The organism is Phaeobacter gallaeciensis (genome assembly GCF_001678945.1).
GTDB lineage: Bacteria > Pseudomonadota > Alphaproteobacteria > Rhodobacterales > Rhodobacteraceae > Phycobacter > Phycobacter gallaeciensis_A.
Window position 1 is genome coordinate 3,174,654 of sequence record NZ_CP015124.1, and the last position, 23,383, is coordinate 3,198,036.

Sequence of the window (23,383 nt, forward strand, 5' to 3'; positions counted from 1 at the left end):
CCGCCCGTTCTAGCGCGGGCGGTGGACGTTTGCGCTTTGCACCAGGCCAAAGGCGGCGAGCAGCACCAGCATGGCCGAACCCCCATAGGAAACCAGCGGCAGGGGCACGCCGACAACCGGTGCCAGCCCCATCACCATCGACATGTTCACGGCAAAGAACAGGAAGAAGGTGATGGCGATGCCAAGCGTCACCAGTGACGAGAACCGGTCTCGCGCCGCAAGCGCGGTGGCGACGCAGAAGACGATGATCAGCACGTAGATGCTGAGCAGGGTAAAGCCGCCGATAAAGCCGAATTCCTCTGCCAGGGTGGTAAAGATGAAATCGGTGTGTTTTTCCGGCAGGAAGTTCAATCGGGACTGGGTGCCCTGCATGAAACCGCGCCCTGACCAGCCGCCCGAGCCAAGGGCGATCTTGGACTGGGTGATGTGATAGCCCGCGCCGAGCGGATCCTGAGAGGGATCAAGAAAGGTATCGATGCGGCGGAACTGGTAGTCCTTGATCAGCTGCCAGTCGGTGCCGCGGCTGTAGAACACCGCCGTGACCAGACCAACGGCGCCAGCAATCACCGTCGCGAAATAGGCCCAGTGCACTCCTGCGAGAAACATGACGCCGCCACCGGCGGCCATAAGCAGGATCGAGGTGCCCAGATCCGGCTGCCGCAGTACCAGAAATGTGGGGAACAGGATCATGATCACCGGCACCAGCACCCAGAACAGGCGCGAGGTCTTTTCCGTTGGCAGCCAGTCGTAATAGGCAGCCAAGAGCATAACGAGGGTGATCTTCATCAGTTCAGAGGGTTGCAGCCGCATGAAACCAATGTCGATCCAGCGTTGCGCCCCCATGCCGACGGTGCCGAAGAACTCCACCGCCAGCAGCAGCACGATGGACATCAGATAGGCGAGGACGGAAATGTTGCGCCAGAACCAGATCGGCACCATGGCCACCATGATCATCACCGCCATGCCAAGGGCAAAGCGTTTTGCCTGCGGCTCGGCCCAGGGCGAGAACGACCCACCTGCCACGGAATAGAGCATCAGGAACCCCACCCCGGCGACCGAGGCCAGCAGCAAGGTCAGCGGCCAGTTCAGATACAGGATCTTGCGCAGGCCCGAGGGGACGGATTTGGCGCGGCTTTCAAGATAACTCATGCCCGGTCGCTGCCTCCGGTTTCTTCCCGTTTCAGACGTTCGCGTTCCAGCCGTTCCTGCTGCGCCTTGATGCGGCTGCGATCGCCTTTGGGGTAGGCGGACAGGGGCGGCGTTCCATCAAACAGCGCCTGCAACATAACATCGCGGGCAATGGGTGCGGCGGCGCGTGACCCGCCACCCCCGTGTTCGACCACCACAGCAACCGCAAAGCGGGGTTTGTCATAAGGCGCAAAGCAGACATAGAGCGCGTGGTCGCGCCGCTCCCAGGGCAGATCCTCGTTGCGGATCACCCCGGCGGCGCGTTCGGCCGCGGTGATATTGCGCACCTGGCTGGTGCCGCTTTTGCCGGCCATGCGGATGTCTTCGGCGATGATGCGTGAGCGGTAGCCAGTACCGCGCCGGTCGTTACTGACCGAGAACATGCCCCTGCGCACGGTCCGCAGGTTGTTTTCATTGAGCCCCAAAGGCTCGCCGCCGCCGCTGGGTTGCTCGATCCCGTCGATGGATTTCAGCAGACGCGGGGTGATACTGCGCCCCGAGGCGATCCGCGCGGTCATCACTGCCAGTTGCATTGGCGAGGCCAGCATATAGCCCTGCCCGATAGAGGCGTTTGCAGTGTCGCCGATCAGCCAGTCCTGCCCGTGCACCCGCTGCTTCCACTCGCGGTTGGGGGCCAGGCCGCTGGCCACGGCCGACATCGGCAGATCGTGACGCACACCCAGCCCTAGCTGGTTCGCCATGGCAGAAATCTTGTCGATCCCCACCTTCAGCGCCAGATCGTAGTAATAGACGTCGCAGGATTGTTTCAGCGAGGTGTTGAGATCCACATGCCCATGGCCCGCGCGTTTCCAGCAGTGGAACCTGCGGCCGGAGACCTCCAGATACCCGGGGCACCAGACGGTTTCCTCGGGGCCGATCAACCCTTCCTCCAGTGCAGCCAGCGCTGTCACCATTTTGAAGGTCGAACCTGGCGGATAGGTGCCCTGCACCGCCTTGTTCGCCAGCGGACGGTAGGGGTCGCCGGTCAGCAGGCTATAGTCGGCGACCGAGATGCCACGCACAAAGAGGTTGGGATCAAAGCTGGGCGAGGAGGCGATGGCGCGGGTGTCCCCATGTTCGCAATCGATGATCACCGCGGCGGCGCTTTCGTTGCCAAGGCGCGCCTGCACATAGCTTTGCAACTCGACATCGACGGTCAGTTGCATGTCGGCGCCGGCCTCACCTTCGCGCCGGTCCAGCTCGCGCATGACGCGGCCGGTAGCATTCACCTCGACGCGCTTGGCGCCGGCCTTGCCGCGCAGGGCGTCCTCACGCTTGGCCTCAAACCCAACCTTGCCGATCTGGAAACGAGGAATGCGCAGGATCGGTTCCGGCGATTCCATCTTGCTGAGGTCATAATCCGAGACCGGCCCGACATAGCCGACCACATGGGCAAAGGCGCCGCGTTGCGGATAGATCCGCGTCAGGCCGACCTCGGGGGTAATGCCGGGCAGGGCAGGGGCGTTGACCGCCACTTTCGAGATGTCCTCCCAGCCGATCTGATCGGCCAGCGTCACCGGCAGGAAGGGCGGAGAGCGGCGCATTTCGGCCATGGCGCGCTCGATATCTTCAGGGTCGATTTCGATCAGCCGCGACAGTTTGGCGATCACCTCGCCTACATCGCCGGCGTCCTCGGGGACGATGGTGATGCGATAGGAGGGCGAGTTCTGCGCCAGGGTGATGCCGTTGCGGTCGAAGATCTCACCGCGTGCTGGCGGTAGCAGGCGGATATTGATCCGGTTTTCCTCGGCCAGCAGCCGGAACTGATCGGCCTGATCTACCTGAAGATAGCGCATGCGTGCCGCCAACCCGCCCGCAAACCCCAGTTGCAAACCGCCCAGAAGCAGCGCCCGACGGGTCAGCTTGCGGTGGCTGAACTCTAGCTCTTTCGGATTGCGTTTCATCAGCGGCTTCCCAGGGCTTCGGCTTCGGCAGGTGACAGTTTGCGTACACCCAATAGGCTTTGACTGAAGATCACGACCAGAGGATAGGCGGCAATCGTCAGCAGGGCTTGAATCAGCGTGAGGCCCAAGGGTGCCTGCGCCACGGCCAGAATAGCAAGAATGGCTCGGTTGAGCACCACGATACCTGCGATCACAAAGGCGACGGCGAGCCATTCCGCGGCAAAGGCGGTTTCCCGGTGCGGCGGGATTCGCGACTTCAGGAATTCGCAGCCCAGTACCACCAGCAGCGAAAAAAGGCCGGGCGGGCGCTGGAACATCATGTCGGCGACCAGCATGGTTGCCCCCAGCAGCAGAACAGGCACGAAATCCGGCCGCCGCAGTGACCAGGCCATGGCAAGCGCCAGCAGCAGGTCTGGCGGCGCCCAACGGCGCGGCAGCGTGTCCAGCGGCAGCAGGTGAAAGAAGATCAGCACCAGTGCCAGAGCCGGAAAGGCCATCCGCATCATCCAGATCCGCGCGGGCGAGGTGCTAGCCATTGCTCTCCCCTTCGGACGCGGACAGAGCCTCGGGCGCCAGGTTTTGCGGCCGCGGGAGAGGCACAGTGGCATCCGGCGCCGGGACAACCAGTCCGCCGGGCTCCTTGATCACCTCAGAGCCCTGATGGCGCAGCACCCGCAGGAATTCCAGCCGTTCGTAGTCGGCAGACAGGCGCACCCGCTTACGGCCGGTGCGGTCCTCGGTCACCTGACCGATCAGCAGCCCGGGCGGAAAGACGGAGCCATCGCCAGAGGTGATGACCCGGTCGCCGGGGCGGATCAGATCGGGGTTTTCAAGGAAATCCAGCACTGGCGCAGCGCTGTTGTCACCGGTCACCAGAACGGTCTGCCCCGAAGGCTGGATGGTGGCGGGCACCGCGCTGGCGGCATCAGTCAGCAGAATGACCCGCGCGGTATCCTGTCCGGTGCCGGAAATACGTCCCACCAGACCGATCCCGTCCATGGCGGCCCAGCCATCCTGTATCCCGTCCCGGGCGCCGATGTTGAGGATCACAGACTGGCGAAAGGGCGATCCGCTGTCGGCCATCACCACACCGGTGATATAGGTCAGCTTGGGATCGAGCCGCACGTTGTTGAGATCCAGCAGGCGGGCGTTTTCCTGTTCCAGCTGCAGCGCAGCTTCTTTCCAGGCGCGCATTTGGCGCAGTTCGGAGCGCAACTCTTGGTTCTGTTCGGAAAGGCGCTGATAGCTTTGGAAGTCCCGGAACAGGTTGACCGTCGCGGTGACCGGCACCATGGCCCAGTCCATATTCGGCACAACGGTATTCACCAGCTGCGCGCGGAAGCGTTCCACCCTTGGGCTATCGATCCGCCAGACCAGAAAAATGGCGGCAAGGCACAGGCACACCAGCCCGATCAGCAAACGGCGCAGCGGGGCGGAATAATCTTCGCGCTGTGACCGGTCTTTGGCCAAGGGACTCCTTTCGGGTGTGGATCACCCCGGCAGGCGCGGGGCTGGGCGCCTCAGCTGTCGTAGTCGATGGCGTGGCGCAGCTGTTTTTCGAATTCCAGCGCCTTGCCGGTGCCAAGGGCCACGCAGTTCAGGCTTTCGTCGGCGATGGAAACCGCAAGGCCGGTCTGCTCGCGCAGGGCCAGATCCAGATCGCCCAGCAGCGCGCCGCCGCCGGTCAACATGACGCCACGGTCGACGATATCGGCGGCCAGATCCGGCGGGGTGGTTTCCAGCGCGGTCATCACGGAATCGCAGATCTGCTGCACCGGTTCGGCCAGCGCCTCGGCGACCTGCGCCTGGCTGATCTCAATTTCCTTGGGCACGCCGTTCAACAGGTCACGGCCGCGGATCTGCATCGACTGGCCTCGGCCATCGTCGGGCATGCGGGCGGTGCCGATGGAGGTCTTGATACGCTCGGCGGTGGCTTCACCGATCAAAAGGTTCTGCTGGCGGCGCAGGTAGGAGATGATTGCCTCGTCCATGCGGTCGCCGCCGACGCGGACCGAGCGTGCGTATACGATATCCCCAAGGGACAGAACCGCCACCTCGGTGGTACCGCCGCCGATGTCCACGACCATGTTGCCGGTGGGGTCGGTGATCGGCATGCCCGCGCCGATGGCGGCGGCGATGGGCTCTGCGATCAGCCCGGCGCGGCGGGCACCTGCGGAGAGCACCGACTGACGGATCGCGCGTTTTTCAACCGGGGTCGCGCCATGGGGTACGCAGACGATGATCTTGGGCTTGGAGAAGGTCGAGCGTTTGTGCACCTTGCGGATGAAATGCTTGATCATTTCCTCGGCGGTGTCGAAGTCCGCAATCACGCCTTCGCGCATCGGGCGGATCGCCTCGATCGAGCCGGGGGTGCGGCCCAGCATCAGCTTGGCGTCCTCGCCCACGGCCAGTACCTTTTTGACGCCGTCCTTGACGTGATAGGCAACAACCGACGGCTCGGACAGGATCACGCCGCGGCCCTTGACATAGACCAGAGTGTTCGCAGTGCCGAGATCGATGGCCATGTCCGAAGTGAACAGACCGCCTAAATTTCCAAAGAGCGCCATAAATGAGGGATCCTGTAAGTTCTGCCGTTCGTGCCCGCGACTCTGCTGCCAACGCGCATTGTAGATCTTATAAGCAGCGCAGCGCTGCCGCGAAAGGGCCGATTACCTCCAACTAGCGCCTTTCCGCCTGTGAAACATGGGGGTTGGCCACGCCTTGGGCATGTTGAACACTGTGGTTCGGGTGGTTCTTGGACGATGCCGGGCAGGGCGTTTTGCGGCGCAGCATCGGCGAAAGGATCTTTCTATGGCGCGCCAACCGGGGTAGGGGCTGTGTCATGCTGTCCTATCAACATATCTACCACGCCGGAAATCTGGCGGATGTCCAGAAACACGCGCTTCTGGCCTGGATGCTGGCCTATCTGACTCGCAAGGACAAACCGCTCAGCTATATCGAAACCCACGCCGGGCGGGGCGTCTATGAGCTGCAGGCACCCGAGGCGCTTAAGACGGGGGAGGCGGCCGCGGGGATTTCCCGGGTGCTGGAAAATCACGGACTGGGGGAGGATCATCCGCTGAGCCGCGCCATTGATGCCTGCCGCGAGCGGTTTGGCGAGACCAGCTATCCCGGATCGCCGCTGGTGGCGGCGGCCCTGCTGCGCGAGATGGACAGCCTGCATTTTGCCGAATTGCACCCGCAGGAATACGCTGCCCTGCGGCAGGCACTGCGGCCCTGGCATGCCAAGGTGCATCAGCAGGATGGGTTCGAGCTGGCCCTGTCGCTGGCACCGCCGACGCCGCGCCGAGGGCTCATGCTGATCGATCCGTCTTTTGAAATAAAATCCGATTACGCACGTATCCCCGGCATCATCGGCAAGCTGCACCGGAAATGGAACGTCGGCGTCATCGCGCTGTGGTATCCGATCCTGACAGATGGGGCGCATCAAAAGATGCTGAGCGCGCTGGAGACGCAGGCGCTGCCGGGCGCCCTGCGCCACGAGGTGCGCTTTCCGCCGGTGCGCGCCGGTCACCGGATGGTTGGATCGGGTATGTTCGTAGTGAATGCGCCCTTCGGCGCCGAAGAGGAAGCCGCGCGTATTTCTGCCCTGTTCGAGAGGCTCAATCAGGACTGAGGCGAAGACCCGTAGAGGAGGGGGGATCTCCCGCCCCCTTGGCCGCCCATCATAGATGGGCGACAAGGCGTTGGGCCTGGCGCCGCGCCTGCGGCACGGCGCCGAATCTTTCAGACGCTCAGGTCGCGTCCTTGTAGGAGATTTCGCGGGTATCGGCGCCTTCGCCGACCTTGCCGCGGCGCACGATCAGCCGGTTCAGCGCGTTGATATAGGCCTTGGCCGAGGCAACCACAGTATCTGTGTTGGCCGACTGGCCGGTGGCGATATTGCCGTCTTCCTCCAGCCGGACGGAAACCGTTGCCTGTGCATCGGTGCCTTCGGTCACGGCGTGAACCTGATAAAGCTGCAGATGCGCCGAGTTCGGATAGAGCTCGCGCACCGCCTTGAAGGCGGCATCCACCGGGCCATCGCCCTGTGCCGTGGCGCTCAGATCCTTGCCGTCGATCTCCATTTCCAGCGTCGCTTCGGCCGGGCCGCCGGTGCCGCAGATCACTTTCATCGACACCAGTTGCAGATGATCGTTCTCGGCATCCTCGCCAGAACGCATGAGGGCGATGATGTCGTCGTCAAAGACTTCCTTCTTGCGGTCGGCAAGCTCCTTGAAGCGGACAAAGATATCCTTGAGCTGGTTGTCGCCGACCTCATAGCCGAGGTTATTCAGCTTGTCGCGCAGCGCCGCGCGGCCCGAGTGCTTACCAAGCGGCAGCGAGGTTCCTGAAAGACCTACGTCCTCGGGGCGCATGATCTCGAAAGTTTCTTTGTTCTTCAGCATCCCGTCCTGGTGGATGCCGCTTTCGTGGGCAAACGCGTTCTTGCCGACAATGGCCTTGTTGAACTGCACCGGGAAGCCAGAGACGGTGGAGACCCGGCGGGAGATATGCATGATCTTGGTGGTGTCGATCTGCGTGTGCCAAGGCATGATGTCATTGCGCACCTTCAGCGCCATCACCACCTCTTCGAGCGCGGTGTTGCCGGCTCGCTCGCCCAGACCGTTGATGGTGCATTCGATCTGACGCGCGCCGCCCTCGACGGCGGCCAGAGCGTTGGCCGTGGCAAGACCCAGGTCGTTGTGGCAGTGGGTGGCAAAGATCACCTCGTCCGCGCCCGGTACGGTTTCGATCAGGCGGCGGATCAGATCAGCCGATTCCAGCGGCGCGGTATAGCCGACGGTGTCGGGGATGTTGATGGTGGTGGCGCCGGCCTTGATGGCGATCTCGATCACCCGGCAGAGATAATCCCATTCGGTGCGTGTCGCATCCATGGGCGACCATTGCACGTCATCGACGAGATTGCGCGCATGGGTCACCGTGTCGTGAATCCGCTCGGCCATCTCATCCATGGTGAGATTCGGAATGGCGCGGTGCAGGGGCGATGTCCCGATAAAGGTATGAATGCGGGGTTTCGCAGCCTTGCGCACGGCCTCGGCGCAGCGGTCAATATCCTTGAAATTGGCGCGCGCCAGACCGCAGATCACCGCGTTCTTGGAGCGTTCGGCGATCTCGCTCACCGCTTTGAAATCGCCTTCGGAGGCGATGGGGAAACCGGCCTCGATGATGTCGACGCCCATCTCGTCCAGAAGGCCCGCGATTTCCAGCTTTTCATCGTGGGTCATGGTGGCGCCGGGGCTCTGCTCGCCGTCGCGCAAAGTGGTGTCGAAGATCAATACGCGATCTTTTTCAAGTGCAGTCGTCATGTCGGTAGCTTTCTTAAAACTCTGTCCTGGATCCATTCTCGTGGCGCGCAAGCCTCCTCCTCTGAGCGGGCGCGCCGAATGGCACGCTCAGAGGCGGGTTAGGATCAGTAGGTCGCGCAGAGCCGCACCGCAAATGGCGGTGGCCGGGCCGAAGATATGTGCGCGAGCTGTCATGCGGCAAAGTTATACAGAGCGCGCCGCGAATGGAAAGAGCGAAAATAGCTCAGTGATCCTGACCATTTGGCGGTCGGCAGAGCGCTTTGGTGCGGGCAGATTTGATTTGTGGGAAATTCCTCCTAGCTGCGCCAGAGCCTTGGCGATGAGCCATAGGCAAAAGGTGCGGCAGAGGCAGGACACATGGCAAAACTCATCCTAATTCTTGGCGATCAACTGAGCCTGTCGCTGTCGGCGCTGCAGGTCGCGGACAAGGACACCGACATCATCGTCATGGCCGAGGTTGCCGAGGAAGGTACCTATGTGCGTCACCACCCCAAGAAGATCGCGCTGATTCTCGCGGCGATGCGGAAGTTTGCGGAGCAGTTGCGGGCAGAGGGCTGGACTGTCGCCTATACCCGGCTTGACGATGCGGAAAACACCGGCTCCATCGCGGAGGAAATCCTGCGCCGGGCGGCCCAGAGCGGCGCTGATGAGGTGATCGCCACAACGCCGGGGGAATGGCGGCTGATCCGGCATCTGCAGTCTCTGCCTTTGAAGGTTAGCCTCAGGCCGGATACGCGGTTCATTGCCACGCGGGCTGATTTCAACGACTGGGCCGAGGGGCGCAAGCAACTGCGCATGGAGTATTTCTATCGCAAGATGCGGCGCAAGACCGGATTGCTGATGGAGGGTGACAACCCCGCCGGGGGCAAATGGAACTACGATCAGGAGAACCGCAAGGCACCGCCCAAGGACATCAGGGCCCCGGGGCCCATGCAGTTCACCCCGGATGACGAGACGGAAGAGGTTCTGGACCTTGTCGAGCGGCGGTTTGGGGACCACTTCGGCGATCTGCGTCCGTTCCATTTCGCGGTCACCCGTGCCGATGCCCTGAGGGCAATGGCGCATTTCATCCGGCATGGCCTGCCGCTGTTCGGGGACTATCAGGATGCGATGATGACAGGGCAGAAATGGCTCTACCATTCGGTTCTGTCGCCATATCTCAATATCGGCCTGTTGCAGCCGATGGAGCTGTGCGTCGCGGCCGAAGAGGCGTGGAAAGCAGGTGATGTGCCGCTCAACGCCGCCGAAGGGTTCATCCGGCAGGTCCTTGGCTGGCGCGAATTCGTGCGTGGGATCTATTTCCTCGAAGGAGAGGACTATCCGCAGCGCAATGTGCTGGGCCATGATCGCGCGCTGCCGCCGCTTTACTGGGGCGCTGAGACGGGCATGCACTGCCTGTCACAGGCGGTATCGCAGACCCGGGAAGAGGCCTATGCTCATCATATCCAGCGGCTGATGGTGACCGGCAATTTCGCGCTTCTGGCCGGGATTGATCCGCAGGAGGTGCACGAATGGTATCTGGCTGTCTATGCCGATGCTTTTGAGTGGGTCGAGGCGCCTAATACCGTCGGGATGAGCCAGTTTGCTGATGGCGGTATCGTGGGTTCCAAACCCTATGTCTCAAGCGGGGCCTATATCAACCGCATGTCGGATTACTGCAAATCCTGCGCCTATTCCGTCAGCCGCAAGGTGGGGGAGGGCGCCTGTCCGTTCAACCTGCTCTACTGGCATTTCCTCGACCGCCACCGGGAGCGGTTCTCGGCAAATCCGCGCATGGGCAACATGTACCGCAGCTGGGACCGGATGGATGCGGAGAAGCGCGCGCAGATTCTGGAAGAGGCTGACGCCTTTTTGGCCGGGCTTGAGGCGGGCGGTACGGTCTGACCCGAAGGGCGGACCGCCGCTGGATCAGTTGTCGGTGCTGGCGGCGTTGTCGTCCGCAGCGGCGTCCGTTTCAGTAGTTTCGGTCACCAAGGCGCCGTTCTGCCAGTCACCGTCGGTTTCCTGACCAGTGGCATAACGCATCTTGCCGGGGCCCTGCCGCTTGCCGTTGACGAAGCTGCCTTCGTAGACGTCGCCATTGGCATAGGTGGCAACACCTTCGCCAGTGATCTTACCTTCCTGCCAGTCGCCTTCGTAGACAAAGCCACCGGGCATCTCGATCCGGCCCTTGCCGTGGCGTTGGCTGTTGGCAAATTGCCCGGTGTAGACCGATCCATCCGCATAGGTGACCTTGGCCTGACCGTGGCGCTGCCCGTCCTGCCATTCACCTTCATAGCGGTATCCGCTGGCATAGGTCATCACGCCCTGACCATGGTTGCGGGCGTTCTTGAAACCGCCGGTGTAGGTCACGCCGTTGGGGTAGGTGGCGGTGCCGGTGCCTTCGATGACACCGGCGATCCAGTCGCCTTCATAGGTCGAGCCATCGGGATAGGTGATCTTACCTGTGCCATCAGCCAGATCATCGCGGAATTCCCCCACGTAGACCGAGCCGTCAGGATAGGTCACCTTGCCCGTGCCCTCGATCTGGCCCGCCAGCCATTCGCCCTCGTAGACGTAGCCATCGGTCTTGGTGAAGGTGCCGGTGCCGTGGCGCAGGTCATCCTGGAATTCGCCGACATAAACGTCGCCATTGGCGTGGGTCTGTTTGCCGATGCCCTGCCTGCGGCCGTTTTCCAGCGGTCCTTCGTAGACGTCGCCGTTGGGCTGGGTCAGCTTGCCGGTGCCGTGCATCTGGTTGTTGGCCCAGTCGCCTTCGTAGATCAGCCCGTCGGGCATGGTCAGCGTGCCGGTGCCATGCAACAGACCGTCTGCGATCCCACCTTCGTAGGTTGCACCGTCAGGATAGACGATCTTGCCTTCGCCTTCCTTGCGGCCCTCCACCCAGTCGCCAGCGTATTCATAACCGCCGGGATTGCGCATCACGCCCTTGCCATGGTGCTGGCCATTGACAAAGCTGCCTTCGTAGCGCGCGCCATTGGCGTAGACCGCGATGCCCTGACCACTGATCAGACCATCGGTCCATTCGCCTTCATAGGTGCCGCCATCGGCAAAGGTGATCTTGCCGAGCCCCTCGGGTTTGCCCTTGGCGAACTCGCCTTCATAGACGGCGCCGTTCGGGTAGCGCGCCACGCCCTGACCGCGGATTTCGCCATCGACCCAGTTGCCGGAATACTCATAACCATTGGGCAGCCGGTAGGTGCCGGTGCCATGCTGCAGGCCGCCGCGAAAGGTGCCTTCGTATTCGCCGCCGATTTCATCCTGCGTGGTGAGGACCTGACCGTCCTGCGCCTGCAGGGGAGAGGCCAGCGCCATAGCTGCTGAAATCACGAATACGGAGCCGAAACGGGTCATGAAACTTCTGCCTGCCCTTTAGTTCTGCGCCGGACCAATGGGCCGGGCGCGGTGCCAGTCTGCGGATGGAACACCGCCTGATGTTGCATCTCAGCTGCGAAACTATGCGACAGGGCGGCCTGTCGCAATGTCTTTTGCGGCCTGCACTCTTTCCCTTGGCCGGGGATCTGGTAAACGGCTGAGAAGAAGTTTTGCGAAGGGCACGACCACCATGGCAGACCGTTTCCGTATCTCTCTGGCGCAGCTGAACCCGACGGTCGGCGATATTGCGGGCAATGCGGCCAAGGCCCACGCGGCCTGGGAGGAAGGTCGCAAGGCCGGTGCGCAGCTTGTGGCGCTGCCCGAAATGTTCCTGACCGGCTATAACACTCAGGATCTGGTGATGAAGCCGGTGTTCCACCGCGCCGCCATGGCGGCTGCCGAACAGCTTGCGCAGGATTGTGCCGACGGGCCCGCGCTGGCCATCGGCGCGCCCTGGGCCGAGGGTGGCAAGCTCTATAATGCCTATCTGATCCTCAAGGACGGGCGGATCGCATCGCGCATCCTGAAACACCACTTGCCCAATGAAACCGTCTTTGACGAGGTTCGTGTCTTTGATGCCGGGCCGCTGGGCGGGCCTTATGCGATTGACGATACCCGCATCGGCAGTCCGATCTGCGAGGATGGCTGGCACGAAGACGTGGCCGAGACGCTTGCAGAGACCGGCGCCGAGTTCCTGCTGATCCCGAACGGTTCGCCCTATTTCCGCGGCAAGATGGAGGTGCGCTATAACATGATGGTGGCGCGCTGCATCGAAACCCATCTGCCGGTCATCTACCTCAATATGGTTGGCGGGCAGGACGATCAGATCTTTGACGGTGGCAGTTTCGTGCTGAACCCTGGCGGCTCGCTGGCGCTGCAGATGCCGCTTTATGACGAGGCGGTGACCCAGCTGGATCTTGAACGCACCGACGAAGGCTGGCGCGCGGTCGAGGGCGAGAAGGCGCATTTCCCCGATGAATGGGAGCAGGACTACCGCGCCATGGTCGAATCCCTGCGCGATTACATGGCCAAGACCGGGTTCAAAAAGGCGCTTCTGGGTCTGTCCGGTGGGGTGGATTCGGCCATTGTCGCCGCCATTGCCGTCGATGCCATCGGGGCCGAAAATGTGCGCTGCGTGATGCTGCCCTCGGAATATACCAGCGCGGAATCCCTGGAAGATGCCGAAGCCGTCGCCAAGGCGCTGGGCGTGCACTACGACTATGTGCCGATCAGCGAAGGGCGGGCCGCCATCACCAACACGCTGGCGCCGCTGTTCGAAGGGCGCGACGCCGACATTACCGAGGAAAACATCCAGTCCCGCCTACGCGGTCTTCTGCTGATGGCCATGTCGAACAAGTTTGGTGAGATGCTGCTGACCACCGGCAACAAGTCCGAGGTCGCAGTGGGGTATGCCACGATCTATGGCGATATGAACGGCGGCTACAACCCGATCAAGGATCTCTACAAAACCCGCGTCTTTGAAACCTGCCGCTGGCGCAATGCCAATCACCGGCCCTGGATGATGGGCCCGGCGGGCGAGGTGATCCGCCCCAATGTAATCGACAAACCCCCCAGCGCCGAACTGCGTGAGGATCAGAAAGACAGCGATAGTCTGCCCGATTATCCCGAGCTGGATGCGCTGCTCACCATCTTGGTGGACGAGGAAGGCTCGATTGCAGATTGCGTTGCTGCCGGGTTTGACCGCGATGTGGCGAAACGGGTGGAGCACCTGATTTATATCAGTGAATACAAGCGCTTCCAGTCTGCGCCAGGCACCCGTCTGACGCCGCGGGCCTTCTGGCTGGACCGGCGCTACCCGATTGCAAACCGCTGGCGCGATCCGGGCTGAAAAGGCGTTTTGGGCAGCAAGCGTGCGCGTCCGGGGGCAGGAAAACCATACCCCCGCGTGCCTGGGCTGACGCGAAAAAGCCACAGCTTGCCCGGGGTGGATGAAAGAGCGCTCTTGCCCCATGGACCAGGGGCGCGGGGCACGGCATAGACCTCTTATGCCTGGACCTAAGCTGCCACATTTCCAAGCTGATCTTGCCCTGCCCAAACGTGTCGATGCGGTTGTCATCGGCGGGGGAATCATCGGCTCTACGACCGCTCTCGAATTGGCCGAGCGGGGATATTCCGTTCTTCTTTGTGAAAAGGGCCAGATTGGCGCCGAGCAAAGCTCGCGCAACTGGGGCTGGGTGCGTATCTCGCAGCGCGATCCACGCGAATTGCCCCTGATGGCCAAGGCGATGGAGATCTGGCCGGGGCTGGAAGCCCGTACCGGGCATCCCACCGGCTATACCCGCTCCGGCATTCTGTTCACTGCCGAACGGGCGCGGGCCGAGGCCGAACTGGCCACCTGGGCAGAGCATCTGACCCCCTATGACATTCCGGCACAGATGGTGCGTGGAGAGCAACTGGCGGAGCTGATGCCGGGGCATCAAACCGGCACCATCGCGGCGCTGCATACGCCCGAAGACGGGCGGGCCGAGCCGCAACTGGCCACCCATTCTATTGCCAGCGCCGCGCGGGCAGCCGGGGCCAAGGTGATGACCGAATGCGCTGTGCGCAGCGTCGAAACCGAGGCGGGGCGTATCAGCGGCGTGATGACCGAACGCGGCCGCGTCGGCTGTTCGGCCGTGGTGGTTGCGGGCGGGGCTTGGTCGCGGCTGTTCCTTGGCAATGCGGGCGTGGCGCTGCCGCAGCTCAAGGTGCTGAATTCGGTGCTTAGAACCTCGGCGGTGCAGGGCGGTCCCGAGGCGGCAATGTGGGCCGCTGGATTTGCCATGCGCAAGCGCGCCGATGGTGGCTATTCCATCGCGGATGGCACCGAGAATGTTGTCGATATCGTGCCGGACAGCCTGCGGCTGGCGCTAAAGTTTTTCCCGACCTTCTTGGAGGAGTGGCGATCCCTTCGGTTCCGCCTGTCCGACCGTTGGCGGATCGAGGCGGGGCAGGACCGGCGCTGGGCACCGGATCAGCGCACGCCGTTCGAAACCTGCCGGGTGCTGGATCCTGCGCCCTCGCAAAAGGCGATCCGCAACAGCTGGGCCGCGGCGCAAAAGGCCTTTCCTATCCTGCAGTCCGCTGATGTGGTGCAAAGCTGGGGCGGCATGATTGACGTGACCCCGGATGCCATTCCGGTAATTTCGCAGGTGGACGATCTGCCGGGGCTGTTCGTCTCGACCGGTTATTCCGGCCATGGGTTTGGCATTGGCCCTGCTGCTGGACGGCTGACCGCAGATCTGGTGACCGGCGATGCGCCCATCGTGGACCCGCGCGCCTTTGCGCTGAGCCGGTTCACGAAAAAGGCGCGGACAGCCGTGCCCGCGCCCGAAGTCATTGGCACCGCCCGCTAAGGCGCGCGGCGCAATTCTTAGCCCATCATCTGATAGCTGACTGGCACAAATCGGAACCCCTCGCCACGGGTTTCGACAAAACCCGCTGCCGGGAAGGGCATGTGATAGCCGATCATCGGCGTGCGCGTGGCGGACAGCATATCCAGAACCCGGCGGCGCGATGCCGTGGCAGCAGCCTTGTCCATGTCAAAACGGACCTCCCATTCCGGGTGGGCGAAGGACCAGACATAGTGGTTGGCCAGATCCGCCGTCAGCAGCAGCTGCTGATCGCCGCTGTCCAGCATATAGGTCATGTGACCGGGGGTATGGCCAAAGGCGGCCATCGCCGTGATACCAGAGGCTACTTCGCCGCCGTCCTCGACAAAGGTCATCTTTTCGGCCATCGGGGTCACCTTTTTGGAAACCAGATCGGCAACGCGGTTTTCGGCGTCCATCTTGGCCCAGAAATCATACTCGGTGCGCCCCGTCACATAGCGCGCATTGGCAAAGGTCGCGGCGCCGCTGGTGGTCATGCCGCCGATGTGGTCAGGGTGCATATGGGTGATGACGACCACATCAATCTGATCCGGGGTGACGCCTGCCTCTGCCAGGGCTTTCTGGATGCCGCCCTGACCAAGCCCGGTATCGAAGAGGATCTTCTCTTTGCCGGTATCGACAAGCGTGGGGGTGAAAAAGAACTGCGCCATCTCGGCGGGGATAAAGTTCTGGGCCGAGACTTCGGCGAATTCCTCGTCCGTTGCACCGCCGCCGAAAATTGCCTTGGCGCCGTCGCGGGGCAGGCTGCCGTCCAGCAGGGTCGTCACGGTGAAATCGCCCAGCTTGAAACTGCGAGCGTGGGTGGCCGGTGCCATGGCCGCGTGGCCCTCTGCCAAGGCGGGTGTGACGGTCGCGGCCAGGGGGAGGGCGGTTGCGCCAGTCAGCACGCTGCGGCGGGACATCTTTACGGTCATATTCTGGTCTCCTCTGTGTTGGTTGGCACTTGTTATGCGGTCTTTGGAATCGAGATAGGGCTTTTTGGCGGGGGACAAGGTACGCGCAGCGCGCGGTCACGGGATCGTGTCGCTTTACGATGGGGGCAGCGGGTAAATTTCCTCTGGGCCCCAGCAAAGACACCAATCCGAAAGGAGGGGGGGGCTATGGGTGCCGAAACTGGACAAAACCCGTTCCATGTGAGATGGGGCACAGCAACAGGAGACCATTCATGACCACCACCCGTTTTGCTCCGTCGCCCACCGGCTATATCCATGTGGGTAACCTGCGCACCGCGCTGATGAATTACCTGATCGCCCGCAAGGCTGGCGGCACGTTCATCCTGCGCATCGACGACACCGACCCCGAGCGGTCGAAGGAAGAATATGTCGATGCGATCAAGCAGGATCTGGAGTGGCTGGGTCTTGGCTGGGACCGGATCGAACGCCAGTCCGAGCGGTTGGACCGCTACCATGAAGCGGCTGACAAGCTGCGCGAGATGGGCCGGTTCTACGAGGCCTTCGAGACGCCGACCGAATTGGACCTGAAGCGCAAGAAGCAACTGAACATGGGCAAGCCGCCGGTCTATGACCGCGCTGCGCTGGAGCTGTCTGAAGATGAAAAAGCCGCCCTGCGCGCCGAGCGCGGCGATGGTGTGTGGCGGTTCAAGCTGGACCACCAGCGTATCGAATGGAACGATGGTATCCTTGGCGATATTTCGATCGACGCGGCCTCGGTTTCGGATCCGGTTCTGATCCGTGGCGACGGGCAGTTCCTGTATACGCTGGCCTCGGTCGTGGATGACACGGAATTTGGCGTCACCCACGTGGTGCGTGGATCGGATCACGTGACCAATACCGCGACCCAGATCCAGATCATCGAGGCCCTGGGCGGCAAGGTGCCGGAATTTGCCCATCACTCGCTGCTGACCGGCCCGCAGGGCGAGGCGCTGTCCAAACGTCTTGGCACGCTGGCGCTGCGCGATCTGCGAGAACAGGGCGTGCAGCCGATGGCGCTGCTGAGCCTGATGGCGCGGCTGGGCTCCTCTGACCCGGTCGAGTTGCGCAGCGAGATGGCCGAGCTGATCGAGGGCTTCGACATCAACCGTTTTGGCGCCGCGCCGACGAAATTCGACGTTGAGGATTTGTTCCCTCTCACCGGTCGTTATCTGCAGAGCCTGCCGCTGGAAGCCGTCCAGGAGCAGGTCGAGGCGCTGGGTGTTCCGGCGGAAAAACAGGCCGCCTTCTGGGATATGGCCAAGGAAAACATCACCACGCTGAAAGACCTTGAAGGCTGGTGGACGCTGTGCCGCGACGGGGCTGAGCCGCTGATCGCGGATGAAGACAAGGAGTTCATTGCCGAGGCGATGGCGCTGCTTCCTGATGGCCCCTACGACTCAACCACCTGGGGCAGCTGGACCGCTGCAGTGAAAGAGGCGACTGGCCGCAAGGGCAAATCCCTCTTCATGCCGCTGCGCCACGCAGTCACGGGCATGGAACGCGGCCCCGACATGAGTGCCCTTCTGGCGCTGATGGAGAAGGTCCGCGCCAAGGGCTGAGAGGCCGGGGTGCGACCTGCGCCTGATTGACCAGATAAAAAAGACGGTCCGGTTTCCGGGCCGTCTTTTTTCTTTGAAGGCCGGTCGTTCCAGCAGACCTAGGGCGCTGCTTTCAGCTCTTTGCCCATGTCGGTAGCGGAATTCGCCAGCTGCTTGTTCGGATGCGAGGAGAGGGCCGTCAGCGCCTGTTGCATCCACTTCATCACGAAAGGGTCTTCCTTGCCGCAATGGGCAATCGGGGCAAAGCTGCTGTCCAGCAACAGCTTGGGCGACACCGGCACCATGCTGACATGTTCAAACATGCAGTCCGCCTCGGTCGGATCTCCGGACACGGTTTCCCACAGCAGGCGTTCCAGTCGCCCCATCACCTCGACCGCGGTGCCGGGGTCGTTGACGCCGGGCGACAGGGCCTTTTGTGCCGTCTCAGCCAGCAGCGTCAGGCCAAAAACCGGATCCTGATCGAAACTGCGTACATCGCCGATTTCAATGGCCTTTGCGGCTTCCTTGCAGAGGCTCTCATCGCCGCTTTCTGCCCAAGCGACAGGGCGGCCGCGCAGGACAAAATCACCCGGTGCGCGGTGCATGGTGATATGCGCGCCTGCCTCGGCGGCGATCTCGTTCAGACGCGCCATATCGGCAAAACGCACGAAACCACTGCGCCGGGCCGGAATGGGCAGGGCGCCCTCCGGCTGTTCATCGCTGTCAGCGGGTTTGCCCCCCAGGCAGGGGCGTTTTGCCTGCTGTTTCAGGCTGGTACGGCTACGGGTTTCAATGAGACGCAGGGTGTGGTCCATGCTGCCAAGTCCCGACAGGTGGTCGATCCACCGCAGGATGGCGATGACAATCAGCGCAACGACAAAGATGGTCATGGCAAAGACGACAATGGCGGATTCAGGCGCGTAGACCTTGGCCCGGAACAGGATGATCGCGCACAGCGAATAGACGAACCCGCCGACAAAAGTGGCAAGAACGCTTTGCGTTACCGTGTCTTCGAGCAGCAGTCGGTAGACCCGCGGCGTAGACATCGAAGAGGCGGTCCGGTAGGCGCTGACCATGACGTTGAGCGAAAAGGTCGTTACCGCCAGCATGCCAGAGGCAAGAATGGTCAGGATCGGCAGGACTGCGTCACGCCCGAACCGGTGGCTCAGCCCCTCAGGCAGCATGGGGGTCAGAAGCGGCGCCAATGCCAGAGCGAGCACGGAGCAGAGCGAGATCAGAACCACCCTCAGCCACAGCTGGCGCGTCAGGCGCTGGAAATAGAGCAGTGTTTTCGAGATCATGACGCAGGGCGCAGTCTGCGGGCGCCGGTTGATGCGATCAGATCGTCAAACAGGCTGCGTTCCTGCGCGGTGGTGGGTTGGTGGCGCGGATAACGGGGCGCGTCGCGGTCATCCAGAATAGGCGCGTCCCAGCCATCGGTGGTCGCAACAAAGTCGATCACGCCTTCGCGGCCAAAGACCTGCATGTATCCCTGAAGCACCACGTCAAGATAGCTCAGCAGGATCGGATGGCGGTTCGACCCCGGTGCTTGGCGCTCAGCCGGAACCGCGTAGACCGAGATTTCCGGCGCGCCGGGCAGGTCGTGGCCCACCGCTTGCGAAGCGAGAACCCGGTCATAGGCGTACTCGCGTTCATCAAGCGCCGCCCAATCCGCGCCGGGAACAGCAGCGATCAGCCCGTCGATGGTATCGCCCGGCGCCGGTTTGGCGGTCAGAAAGGCCACGTCGCGCAGATCAGTATGTGCCCAGGTGCGGCGCCAGCCACTCAGTCGGGCAGGGCGCGGATCGCTGTAATCGTGGGTCGCCGTGTTCACGAGGCTGCCATATCCGAAGAAATACGGAGCGGTCTGGGTCATCTCGGGTCCTCCTTGCCATTTGATCTATGTCAAATCGGGCGCTGAAAAAATATATACTGTAATCTGCATGTTTTGAGGGGTGCAGAACGATGCGAATTACAAAGAGGACGAATATTGCCGTCCGGTTGCTGATGTACTGTGCGGCCAATGCTGACCGGTTGGTGACCAAATCAGAGATCGCAGAGTCCTGCAATATATCAGAAAATCATTTGGCGCAGGTGATCAATCAGCTGAGCCAGCTTGGCTACCTGCACACCCAGCGGGGCCGCAATGGCGGTATGAGCCTGGGGCGAACCGCCACTGAGATCCGGATCGGTGACGTGTTTCGTCATATCGAAGGCGATCTGCCGATGGTGGAATGTTTTGCTGACGCCGATAACACCTGTCCCTTGGTCGATGCCTGCCGGCTGCGGCTGGCCCTTTCGGATGCGGCGCAGGCTTTTTACGAATCCCTCGACAACGTCTCATTGGATTCTCTGATCTGCGACAATCCGGATCTGATGCGCTTGCTGCAACCAGCTACCTGCACCCGGTGATCGCAGTTGCCGCCCCGTTGTCGGGGCAGCTGATCAATCTCGGGCGCGCAGAATGCGGGCCGGGCGTGCCGCCAGCGGACGCAAGGCGAAGGCAAGACCGGCCAGCAGTGTCGTCAGGATTCCGCCGCCGACCACGGCCAGCGCATTCGGCCAGATGATGCTGTAGCTGGTTTCAAACACATAGGAATTCACTGCCCAGGCTCCGGCGATACCTGCCGCCAGCGCCACCATGCCCGCGCCTGCGCCCAGAATGATGGAGCGCAACGCAAAGCTTTTCAGGATCTGCGCGCGTGGTGCCCCGAGTGTTTTCAGCAAAGCAGCCTCGTAGCGGCGGGCGGGTTCTCCGGCGGCTGCGGTGCCAAGCAGCACCAGGAACCCGGTCAGCAGAGTTGCCGCCGCCCCGTATGAAGTCGCCGCTGCCAGCTGGCGCAGGATGTCGGACACCCGGTCCACCGCATCGCGCACCCGGATCGCGGTGATATTCGGCATTTCCTGGGCCAGATCCCGCAGGATCTGCGCCTCGGCCTGCTCTTCGGCATAGACGGTGGCGATATAGCTGTGCGGCGCAGCGGCTAGCGCGGATTCGTTCATGGCAATCACGAAACCCATCCCGGCGGTGGAAAAATCGACCGAGCGGAAACTGGTGACTGTGGCGGTGATGTCGCGGCCCAGTACATTCACCGTCATGGTGTCGCCAATGGCAATGCCGAGCTCTCCGGCCTCTTCTTCGGCCAGGCTGATCTGTGGCGGACCGTTGTAGTCTTCGCCCCACCATTCCCCTGCAGTGACTTGGGTATTTTCGGGCTTGGCGCCTGCGTAGGTGAGGCCACGGTCGCCGCGCACCACCCAGTGATCTCCAGCGACTTCGCTGGCGGGCTGACCGTTGATGCCAGTCACGACCCCGCGCAGCATCGGCGCGCTTTCGATACGGCTGACGGCGGGGTCACCTTCGACCCGATCCAGAAAGGCGGGCATCTGATCGCGCTGGATGTCGACGAAGAAATAGGAGGGCGCGACATCTGGCAGGGTGCCGGTGATGGCGCGGCGCATATTGCCGTCGATCTGTCCGATGGCGGCCAGAACAGTCAGGCCAAGACCCAGCGCCAGAACGGCTGGAACCGCGCCATCGCGGGAGGTGCCAATCGCCGCTAGCGCCCATCGCAGGGCCGGGCGTCCACGGGCAATGCGCGCGGCGCGCCGGGCCAGACCGCCAAGGATCAGCGCGGCCACCATCAGGACGGCCAGCGCCCCGCCCAGGCCGCCAGCAGTCCAGAGCGTCAGCCGCACCGATCCGCTGAACAGGGCCGCCGCGGCCACCAGCAGCGCCAGTGCCAGCGCGGTTGCGAGCACATAACGGGGCGCGGGCAGGCTGCTGCCACCGGCAAAGGCATCGCGGAACAGCGCCGCTGCGCGGATCCGCTCAGCCCGGGCCAGCGGCCAGAGCGCAAAGATGAAGGCGGTCAGCAGACCATAAAGCGCCGCCTCGGCCAGCGCGCCGGGGTAGACGGAGAAGACCGCGGGAAATGGCAATTGCGCGGCGATCAGCGGCCCCACCAGAACCGGTCCAAGCCCGCCGATCGCCATGCCCATGGCAATGCCCAAGAGCGCCAGCACCCCGATTTGCAGGAAATAGGTGAGAAAGATCACCTGCCGCCCGGCGCCAAGGGTGCGCAGGGTGGCAATGGTTTCGGTCTTGCCCGCCAGAAAGGCACGCACGGCGGCCGAAACGCCGACACCGCCCACCGCGAGACCGGAGAGGCCGACCAGAACCAGGAACCCGCCCAGACGCTCCACAAAGGAAGTGATGCCCGGGGCGCCGTTGCGGGCATCGCGCCAGCGCATGCCGGAATTGGCAAACCGCTCCTCGGCGGCAGCTTGCAGCTGTTCAAGGTTTGCGCCGGGGGGCAGATCAAGCCGGTATTTTGAGGAATATAGCGTTCCCGGCTCTAGCAAGCCCGACTGCGCCAGCGCGTCAGTGGCAACAATGGTGCGCGGGCCAAGGGTGAAGCCGGATGCCGCCGCATCCGGCTCGTTTTCGATAATGGCCGCGAGGCGCAGATCCTGGGTACCAAGACGGAAGACATCCCCGGGCGCAAGGCCCAGACGATCCGCCAGAACCCGTTCCATCAGACCGCCGGGCACCCCGTTCGATCCCGCCAGCGCGTCTTCCAGCGGAATGTCGGGCGAAAGGCGCAGGGTCCCCGTCAGCGGGTAAAGCCCATCGACCGCCTTCACCTGTGTCAGCGCGCGTTCCTCGCCCACTACTGCCATTGAGCGGAAGTCGGCAATTTCCGAACTGCGCTCGGCGATGGAGGCCATCCAGTCGCGCTCTTCCTCGTTGGCAAAGCGGTAGGTAAAGGACATCTCCGCATCGCCGCCCAGCATGGTGGCACCCTCGCGGGTTAGCCCGGCCTCGATCGAGGCGCGTATCGAACCGATGGCGGCGATCACCCCGACGCCCAGCGCAAGGCAGGCCAGGAAAATGCGAAAGCCCTTCAGCCCGCTGCGCAACTCACGCAGGGCAAAACGCCAGGCGAGGCGAAGATCTGGAAAACTCATTCCGCGGCCTCATGCGCGGCCCGATCATCCAGCAGATGCCCATCGCGCAGCCGCACGACCCGGTCGCAGCGGGCGGCGAGTTCCGGCGCATGGGTGACCATGATCAGCGTGGCGCCGTAACGGTCGCGCAGGCCAAATAGCAGATCCATCACGGCGGCGCCGTTGGCCTCGTCCAGATTGCCGGTGGGTTCATCCGCCAGCAGGATCGCCGGGCGCGGCGCCAGCGCGCGGGCCAGCGCCACCCGCTGTTGTTCGCCGCCGGACAGCTGCGCCGGGTAGTGGCCTGAACGGTGGCCAAGACCGACAGCGTCGAGCTCCGCCTGCGCGCGTTCAAAGGCATCCGTAACCCCGGCCAGCTCAAGCGGGGTCGCCACGTTTTCCAGCGCTGTCATCGCTGGGATCAGGTGAAAGTTCTGAAAGACCACCCCCATGTGATCGCGGCGGAAATGGGCCAGCGCGTCTTCGTTCATCGCGGTCAGATCCTGCCCCAGTGCCGTAATGGTACCACCGGTGGCTTGTTCAAGCCCGCCCATCAGCATCAAGAGCGAGGATTTCCCCGATCCCGAGGCGCCGATCATGCCCAGTGTCTCGCCCTTGTGCACATCCAGGGTGATGTCCTGCAAAATACGGACGGGACCGGTATTGCCATTCAGGGTCAAAGACGCATCTTTGAGGTGAAGAACGGGGCGGTTTTGATCTGTCATAAAGGCGGCCTGTTGAATGTGTTCTTTCGGATATGGAGCGATTGTGACA

At 62.8% G+C, this 23,383-nt stretch carries 18 protein-coding genes; 6 read left to right on the forward strand and 12 right to left on the reverse strand.

Annotated elements, in window-relative coordinates; translation table 11 throughout:
* Positions 1-9: 9 nt before the first annotated feature.
* From rodA to JL2886_RS15115, 5 genes are read right to left on the reverse strand one after another with little or no spacing between them, the layout of a single operon-like run.
* Entirely contained in the window at positions 10-1,149 is a 1,140-nt protein-coding gene (gene rodA, locus JL2886_RS15095; protein ID WP_065272759.1) for a rod shape-determining protein RodA, read from the reverse strand.
* Entirely contained in the window at positions 1,146-3,092 is a 1,947-nt protein-coding gene (gene mrdA, locus JL2886_RS15100; protein ID WP_065272760.1) for a penicillin-binding protein 2, read from the reverse strand. Before mrdA ends, rodA begins: the two co-directional genes overlap by 4 nt.
* Positions 3,092-3,628, reverse strand: coding sequence for a rod shape-determining protein MreD (locus tag JL2886_RS15105; protein WP_065272761.1), 537 nt, complete (start codon positions 3,626-3,628; stop codon positions 3,092-3,094). Before JL2886_RS15105 ends, mrdA begins: the two co-directional genes overlap by 1 nt.
* A complete protein-coding gene (mreC, locus tag JL2886_RS15110) occupies positions 3,621-4,562 on the reverse strand; it encodes a rod shape-determining protein MreC (protein ID WP_065272762.1) in 942 nt (313 codons plus the stop codon). The genes JL2886_RS15105 and mreC overlap by 8 nt, the downstream gene beginning before the upstream one ends.
* 50 nt (positions 4,563-4,612) lie before the next feature.
* The gene (locus tag JL2886_RS15115; protein ID WP_065272763.1) at positions 4,613-5,659 is read right to left on the reverse strand and encodes a rod shape-determining protein; all 1,047 of its coding nucleotides are present in this window, start codon (positions 5,657-5,659) and stop codon (positions 4,613-4,615) included.
* A 275-nt stretch (positions 5,660-5,934) separates the two neighbouring features.
* Here JL2886_RS15115 and JL2886_RS15120 point away from each other — a divergent pair, with 275 nt between their 5' ends.
* On the forward strand, positions 5,935-6,729 hold the full coding sequence (locus JL2886_RS15120; protein ID WP_065272764.1) for a 23S rRNA (adenine(2030)-N(6))-methyltransferase RlmJ: 795 nt from the start codon (positions 5,935-5,937) through the stop codon (positions 6,727-6,729).
* Between the two features lie 118 nt (positions 6,730-6,847).
* Here JL2886_RS15120 and JL2886_RS15125 read toward each other — a convergent pair whose 3' ends face one another.
* Positions 6,848-8,422, reverse strand: coding sequence for a 2-isopropylmalate synthase (locus JL2886_RS15125; protein WP_065272765.1), 1,575 nt, complete (start codon positions 8,420-8,422; stop codon positions 6,848-6,850).
* A gap of 357 nt (positions 8,423-8,779) precedes the next feature.
* On the opposite strand from JL2886_RS15125, the gene JL2886_RS15130 reads away from it, so the two are divergent.
* Positions 8,780-10,306 (forward strand): cryptochrome/photolyase family protein, encoded by a 1,527-nt coding sequence (locus tag JL2886_RS15130; RefSeq protein WP_065272766.1) that lies wholly within the window; start codon positions 8,780-8,782, stop codon positions 10,304-10,306.
* Positions 10,307-10,330: 24 nt separating this feature from the next.
* Here the strand turns inward: JL2886_RS15130 and JL2886_RS15135 are convergent, their stop codons facing one another.
* Positions 10,331-11,776 carry a 2-isopropylmalate synthase gene (locus tag JL2886_RS15135; RefSeq protein ID WP_065272767.1) on the reverse strand — a complete coding sequence of 482 codons (1,446 nt, stop codon included), beginning with the start codon at positions 11,774-11,776 and terminating at the stop codon, positions 10,331-10,333.
* A 211-nt stretch (positions 11,777-11,987) separates the two neighbouring features.
* On the opposite strand from JL2886_RS15135, the gene JL2886_RS15140 reads away from it, so the two are divergent.
* Positions 11,988-13,646 carry an NAD+ synthase gene (locus tag JL2886_RS15140; RefSeq protein ID WP_065272768.1) on the forward strand — a complete coding sequence of 553 codons (1,659 nt, stop codon included), beginning with the start codon at positions 11,988-11,990 and terminating at the stop codon, positions 13,644-13,646.
* A gap of 157 nt (positions 13,647-13,803) precedes the next feature.
* Positions 13,804-15,153 carry an NAD(P)/FAD-dependent oxidoreductase gene (locus tag JL2886_RS15145; protein WP_065272769.1) on the forward strand — a complete coding sequence of 450 codons (1,350 nt, stop codon included), beginning with the start codon at positions 13,804-13,806 and terminating at the stop codon, positions 15,151-15,153.
* Positions 15,154-15,170: 17 nt separating this feature from the next.
* Here the strand turns inward: JL2886_RS15145 and JL2886_RS15150 are convergent, their stop codons facing one another.
* A complete protein-coding gene (locus tag JL2886_RS15150; protein WP_065272770.1) occupies positions 15,171-16,103 on the reverse strand; it encodes an MBL fold metallo-hydrolase in 933 nt (310 codons plus the stop codon).
* Between the two features lie 251 nt (positions 16,104-16,354).
* Here JL2886_RS15150 and gltX point away from each other — a divergent pair, with 251 nt between their 5' ends.
* Entirely contained in the window at positions 16,355-17,680 is a 1,326-nt protein-coding gene (gene gltX / locus JL2886_RS15155; RefSeq protein WP_065272771.1) for a glutamate--tRNA ligase, read from the forward strand.
* Positions 17,681-17,778: 98 nt separating this feature from the next.
* Here the strand turns inward: gltX and JL2886_RS15160 are convergent, their stop codons facing one another.
* The gene (locus JL2886_RS15160; RefSeq protein WP_065272772.1) at positions 17,779-18,960 is read right to left on the reverse strand and encodes a DUF2254 domain-containing protein; all 1,182 of its coding nucleotides are present in this window, start codon (positions 18,958-18,960) and stop codon (positions 17,779-17,781) included.
* Positions 18,957-19,535, reverse strand: coding sequence for a gamma-glutamylcyclotransferase family protein (locus tag JL2886_RS15165; protein WP_065272773.1), 579 nt, complete (start codon positions 19,533-19,535; stop codon positions 18,957-18,959). Before JL2886_RS15165 ends, JL2886_RS15160 begins: the two co-directional genes overlap by 4 nt.
* A gap of 89 nt (positions 19,536-19,624) precedes the next feature.
* On the opposite strand from JL2886_RS15165, the gene JL2886_RS15170 reads away from it, so the two are divergent.
* A complete protein-coding gene (locus JL2886_RS15170; RefSeq protein ID WP_065272774.1) occupies positions 19,625-20,071 on the forward strand; it encodes an RrF2 family transcriptional regulator in 447 nt (148 codons plus the stop codon).
* Between the two features lie 33 nt (positions 20,072-20,104).
* Here the strand turns inward: JL2886_RS15170 and JL2886_RS15175 are convergent, their stop codons facing one another.
* Both JL2886_RS15175 and JL2886_RS15180 read right to left on the reverse strand, forming a co-directional pair.
* Positions 20,105-22,630 (reverse strand): ABC transporter permease, encoded by a 2,526-nt coding sequence (locus JL2886_RS15175; RefSeq protein WP_065272775.1) that lies wholly within the window; start codon positions 22,628-22,630, stop codon positions 20,105-20,107.
* Positions 22,627-23,334, reverse strand: a complete 708-nt coding sequence (locus JL2886_RS15180; RefSeq protein WP_065272776.1) for an ABC transporter ATP-binding protein — start codon at positions 23,332-23,334, stop codon at positions 22,627-22,629. The genes JL2886_RS15175 and JL2886_RS15180 overlap by 4 nt, the downstream gene beginning before the upstream one ends.
* Between the last annotated feature and the right edge of the window lie 49 nt (positions 23,335-23,383).

Bases quoted from the DNA above. Each gene is read 5' to 3' on its own strand.
- gltX (WP_065272771.1), top strand. From the start codon at position 16,355: ATGACCACCACCCGTTTTGCTCCGTCGCCCACCGGCTATATCCATGTG.
- JL2886_RS15140 (WP_065272768.1), top strand. From the start codon at position 11,988: ATGGCAGACCGTTTCCGTATCTCTCTGGCGCAGCTGAACCCGACGGTC.
- JL2886_RS15130 (WP_065272766.1), top strand. From the start codon at position 8,780: ATGGCAAAACTCATCCTAATTCTTGGCGATCAACTGAGCCTGTCGCTG.
- JL2886_RS15150 (WP_065272770.1), bottom strand. From the start codon at position 16,103: ATGACCGTAAAGATGTCCCGCCGCAGCGTGCTGACTGGCGCAACCGCC.
- JL2886_RS15105 (WP_065272761.1), bottom strand. From the start codon at position 3,628: ATGGCTAGCACCTCGCCCGCGCGGATCTGGATGATGCGGATGGCCTTT.
- JL2886_RS15145 (WP_065272769.1), top strand. From the start codon at position 13,804: ATGCCTGGACCTAAGCTGCCACATTTCCAAGCTGATCTTGCCCTGCCC.
- JL2886_RS15125 (WP_065272765.1), bottom strand. From the start codon at position 8,422: ATGACGACTGCACTTGAAAAAGATCGCGTATTGATCTTCGACACCACT.
- mrdA (WP_065272760.1), bottom strand. From the start codon at position 3,092: ATGAAACGCAATCCGAAAGAGCTAGAGTTCAGCCACCGCAAGCTGACC.
- rodA (WP_065272759.1), bottom strand. From the start codon at position 1,149: ATGAGTTATCTTGAAAGCCGCGCCAAATCCGTCCCCTCGGGCCTGCGC.
- JL2886_RS15170 (WP_065272774.1), top strand. From the start codon at position 19,625: ATGCGAATTACAAAGAGGACGAATATTGCCGTCCGGTTGCTGATGTAC.
- JL2886_RS15115 (WP_065272763.1), bottom strand. From the start codon at position 5,659: ATGGCGCTCTTTGGAAATTTAGGCGGTCTGTTCACTTCGGACATGGCC.
- JL2886_RS15180 (WP_065272776.1), bottom strand. From the start codon at position 23,334: ATGACAGATCAAAACCGCCCCGTTCTTCACCTCAAAGATGCGTCTTTG.
- JL2886_RS15165 (WP_065272773.1), bottom strand. From the start codon at position 19,535: ATGACCCAGACCGCTCCGTATTTCTTCGGATATGGCAGCCTCGTGAAC.
- JL2886_RS15175 (WP_065272775.1), bottom strand. From the start codon at position 22,630: ATGAGTTTTCCAGATCTTCGCCTCGCCTGGCGTTTTGCCCTGCGTGAG.
- JL2886_RS15120 (WP_065272764.1), top strand. From the start codon at position 5,935: ATGCTGTCCTATCAACATATCTACCACGCCGGAAATCTGGCGGATGTC.
- JL2886_RS15160 (WP_065272772.1), bottom strand. From the start codon at position 18,960: ATGATCTCGAAAACACTGCTCTATTTCCAGCGCCTGACGCGCCAGCTG.
- JL2886_RS15135 (WP_065272767.1), bottom strand. From the start codon at position 11,776: ATGACCCGTTTCGGCTCCGTATTCGTGATTTCAGCAGCTATGGCGCTG.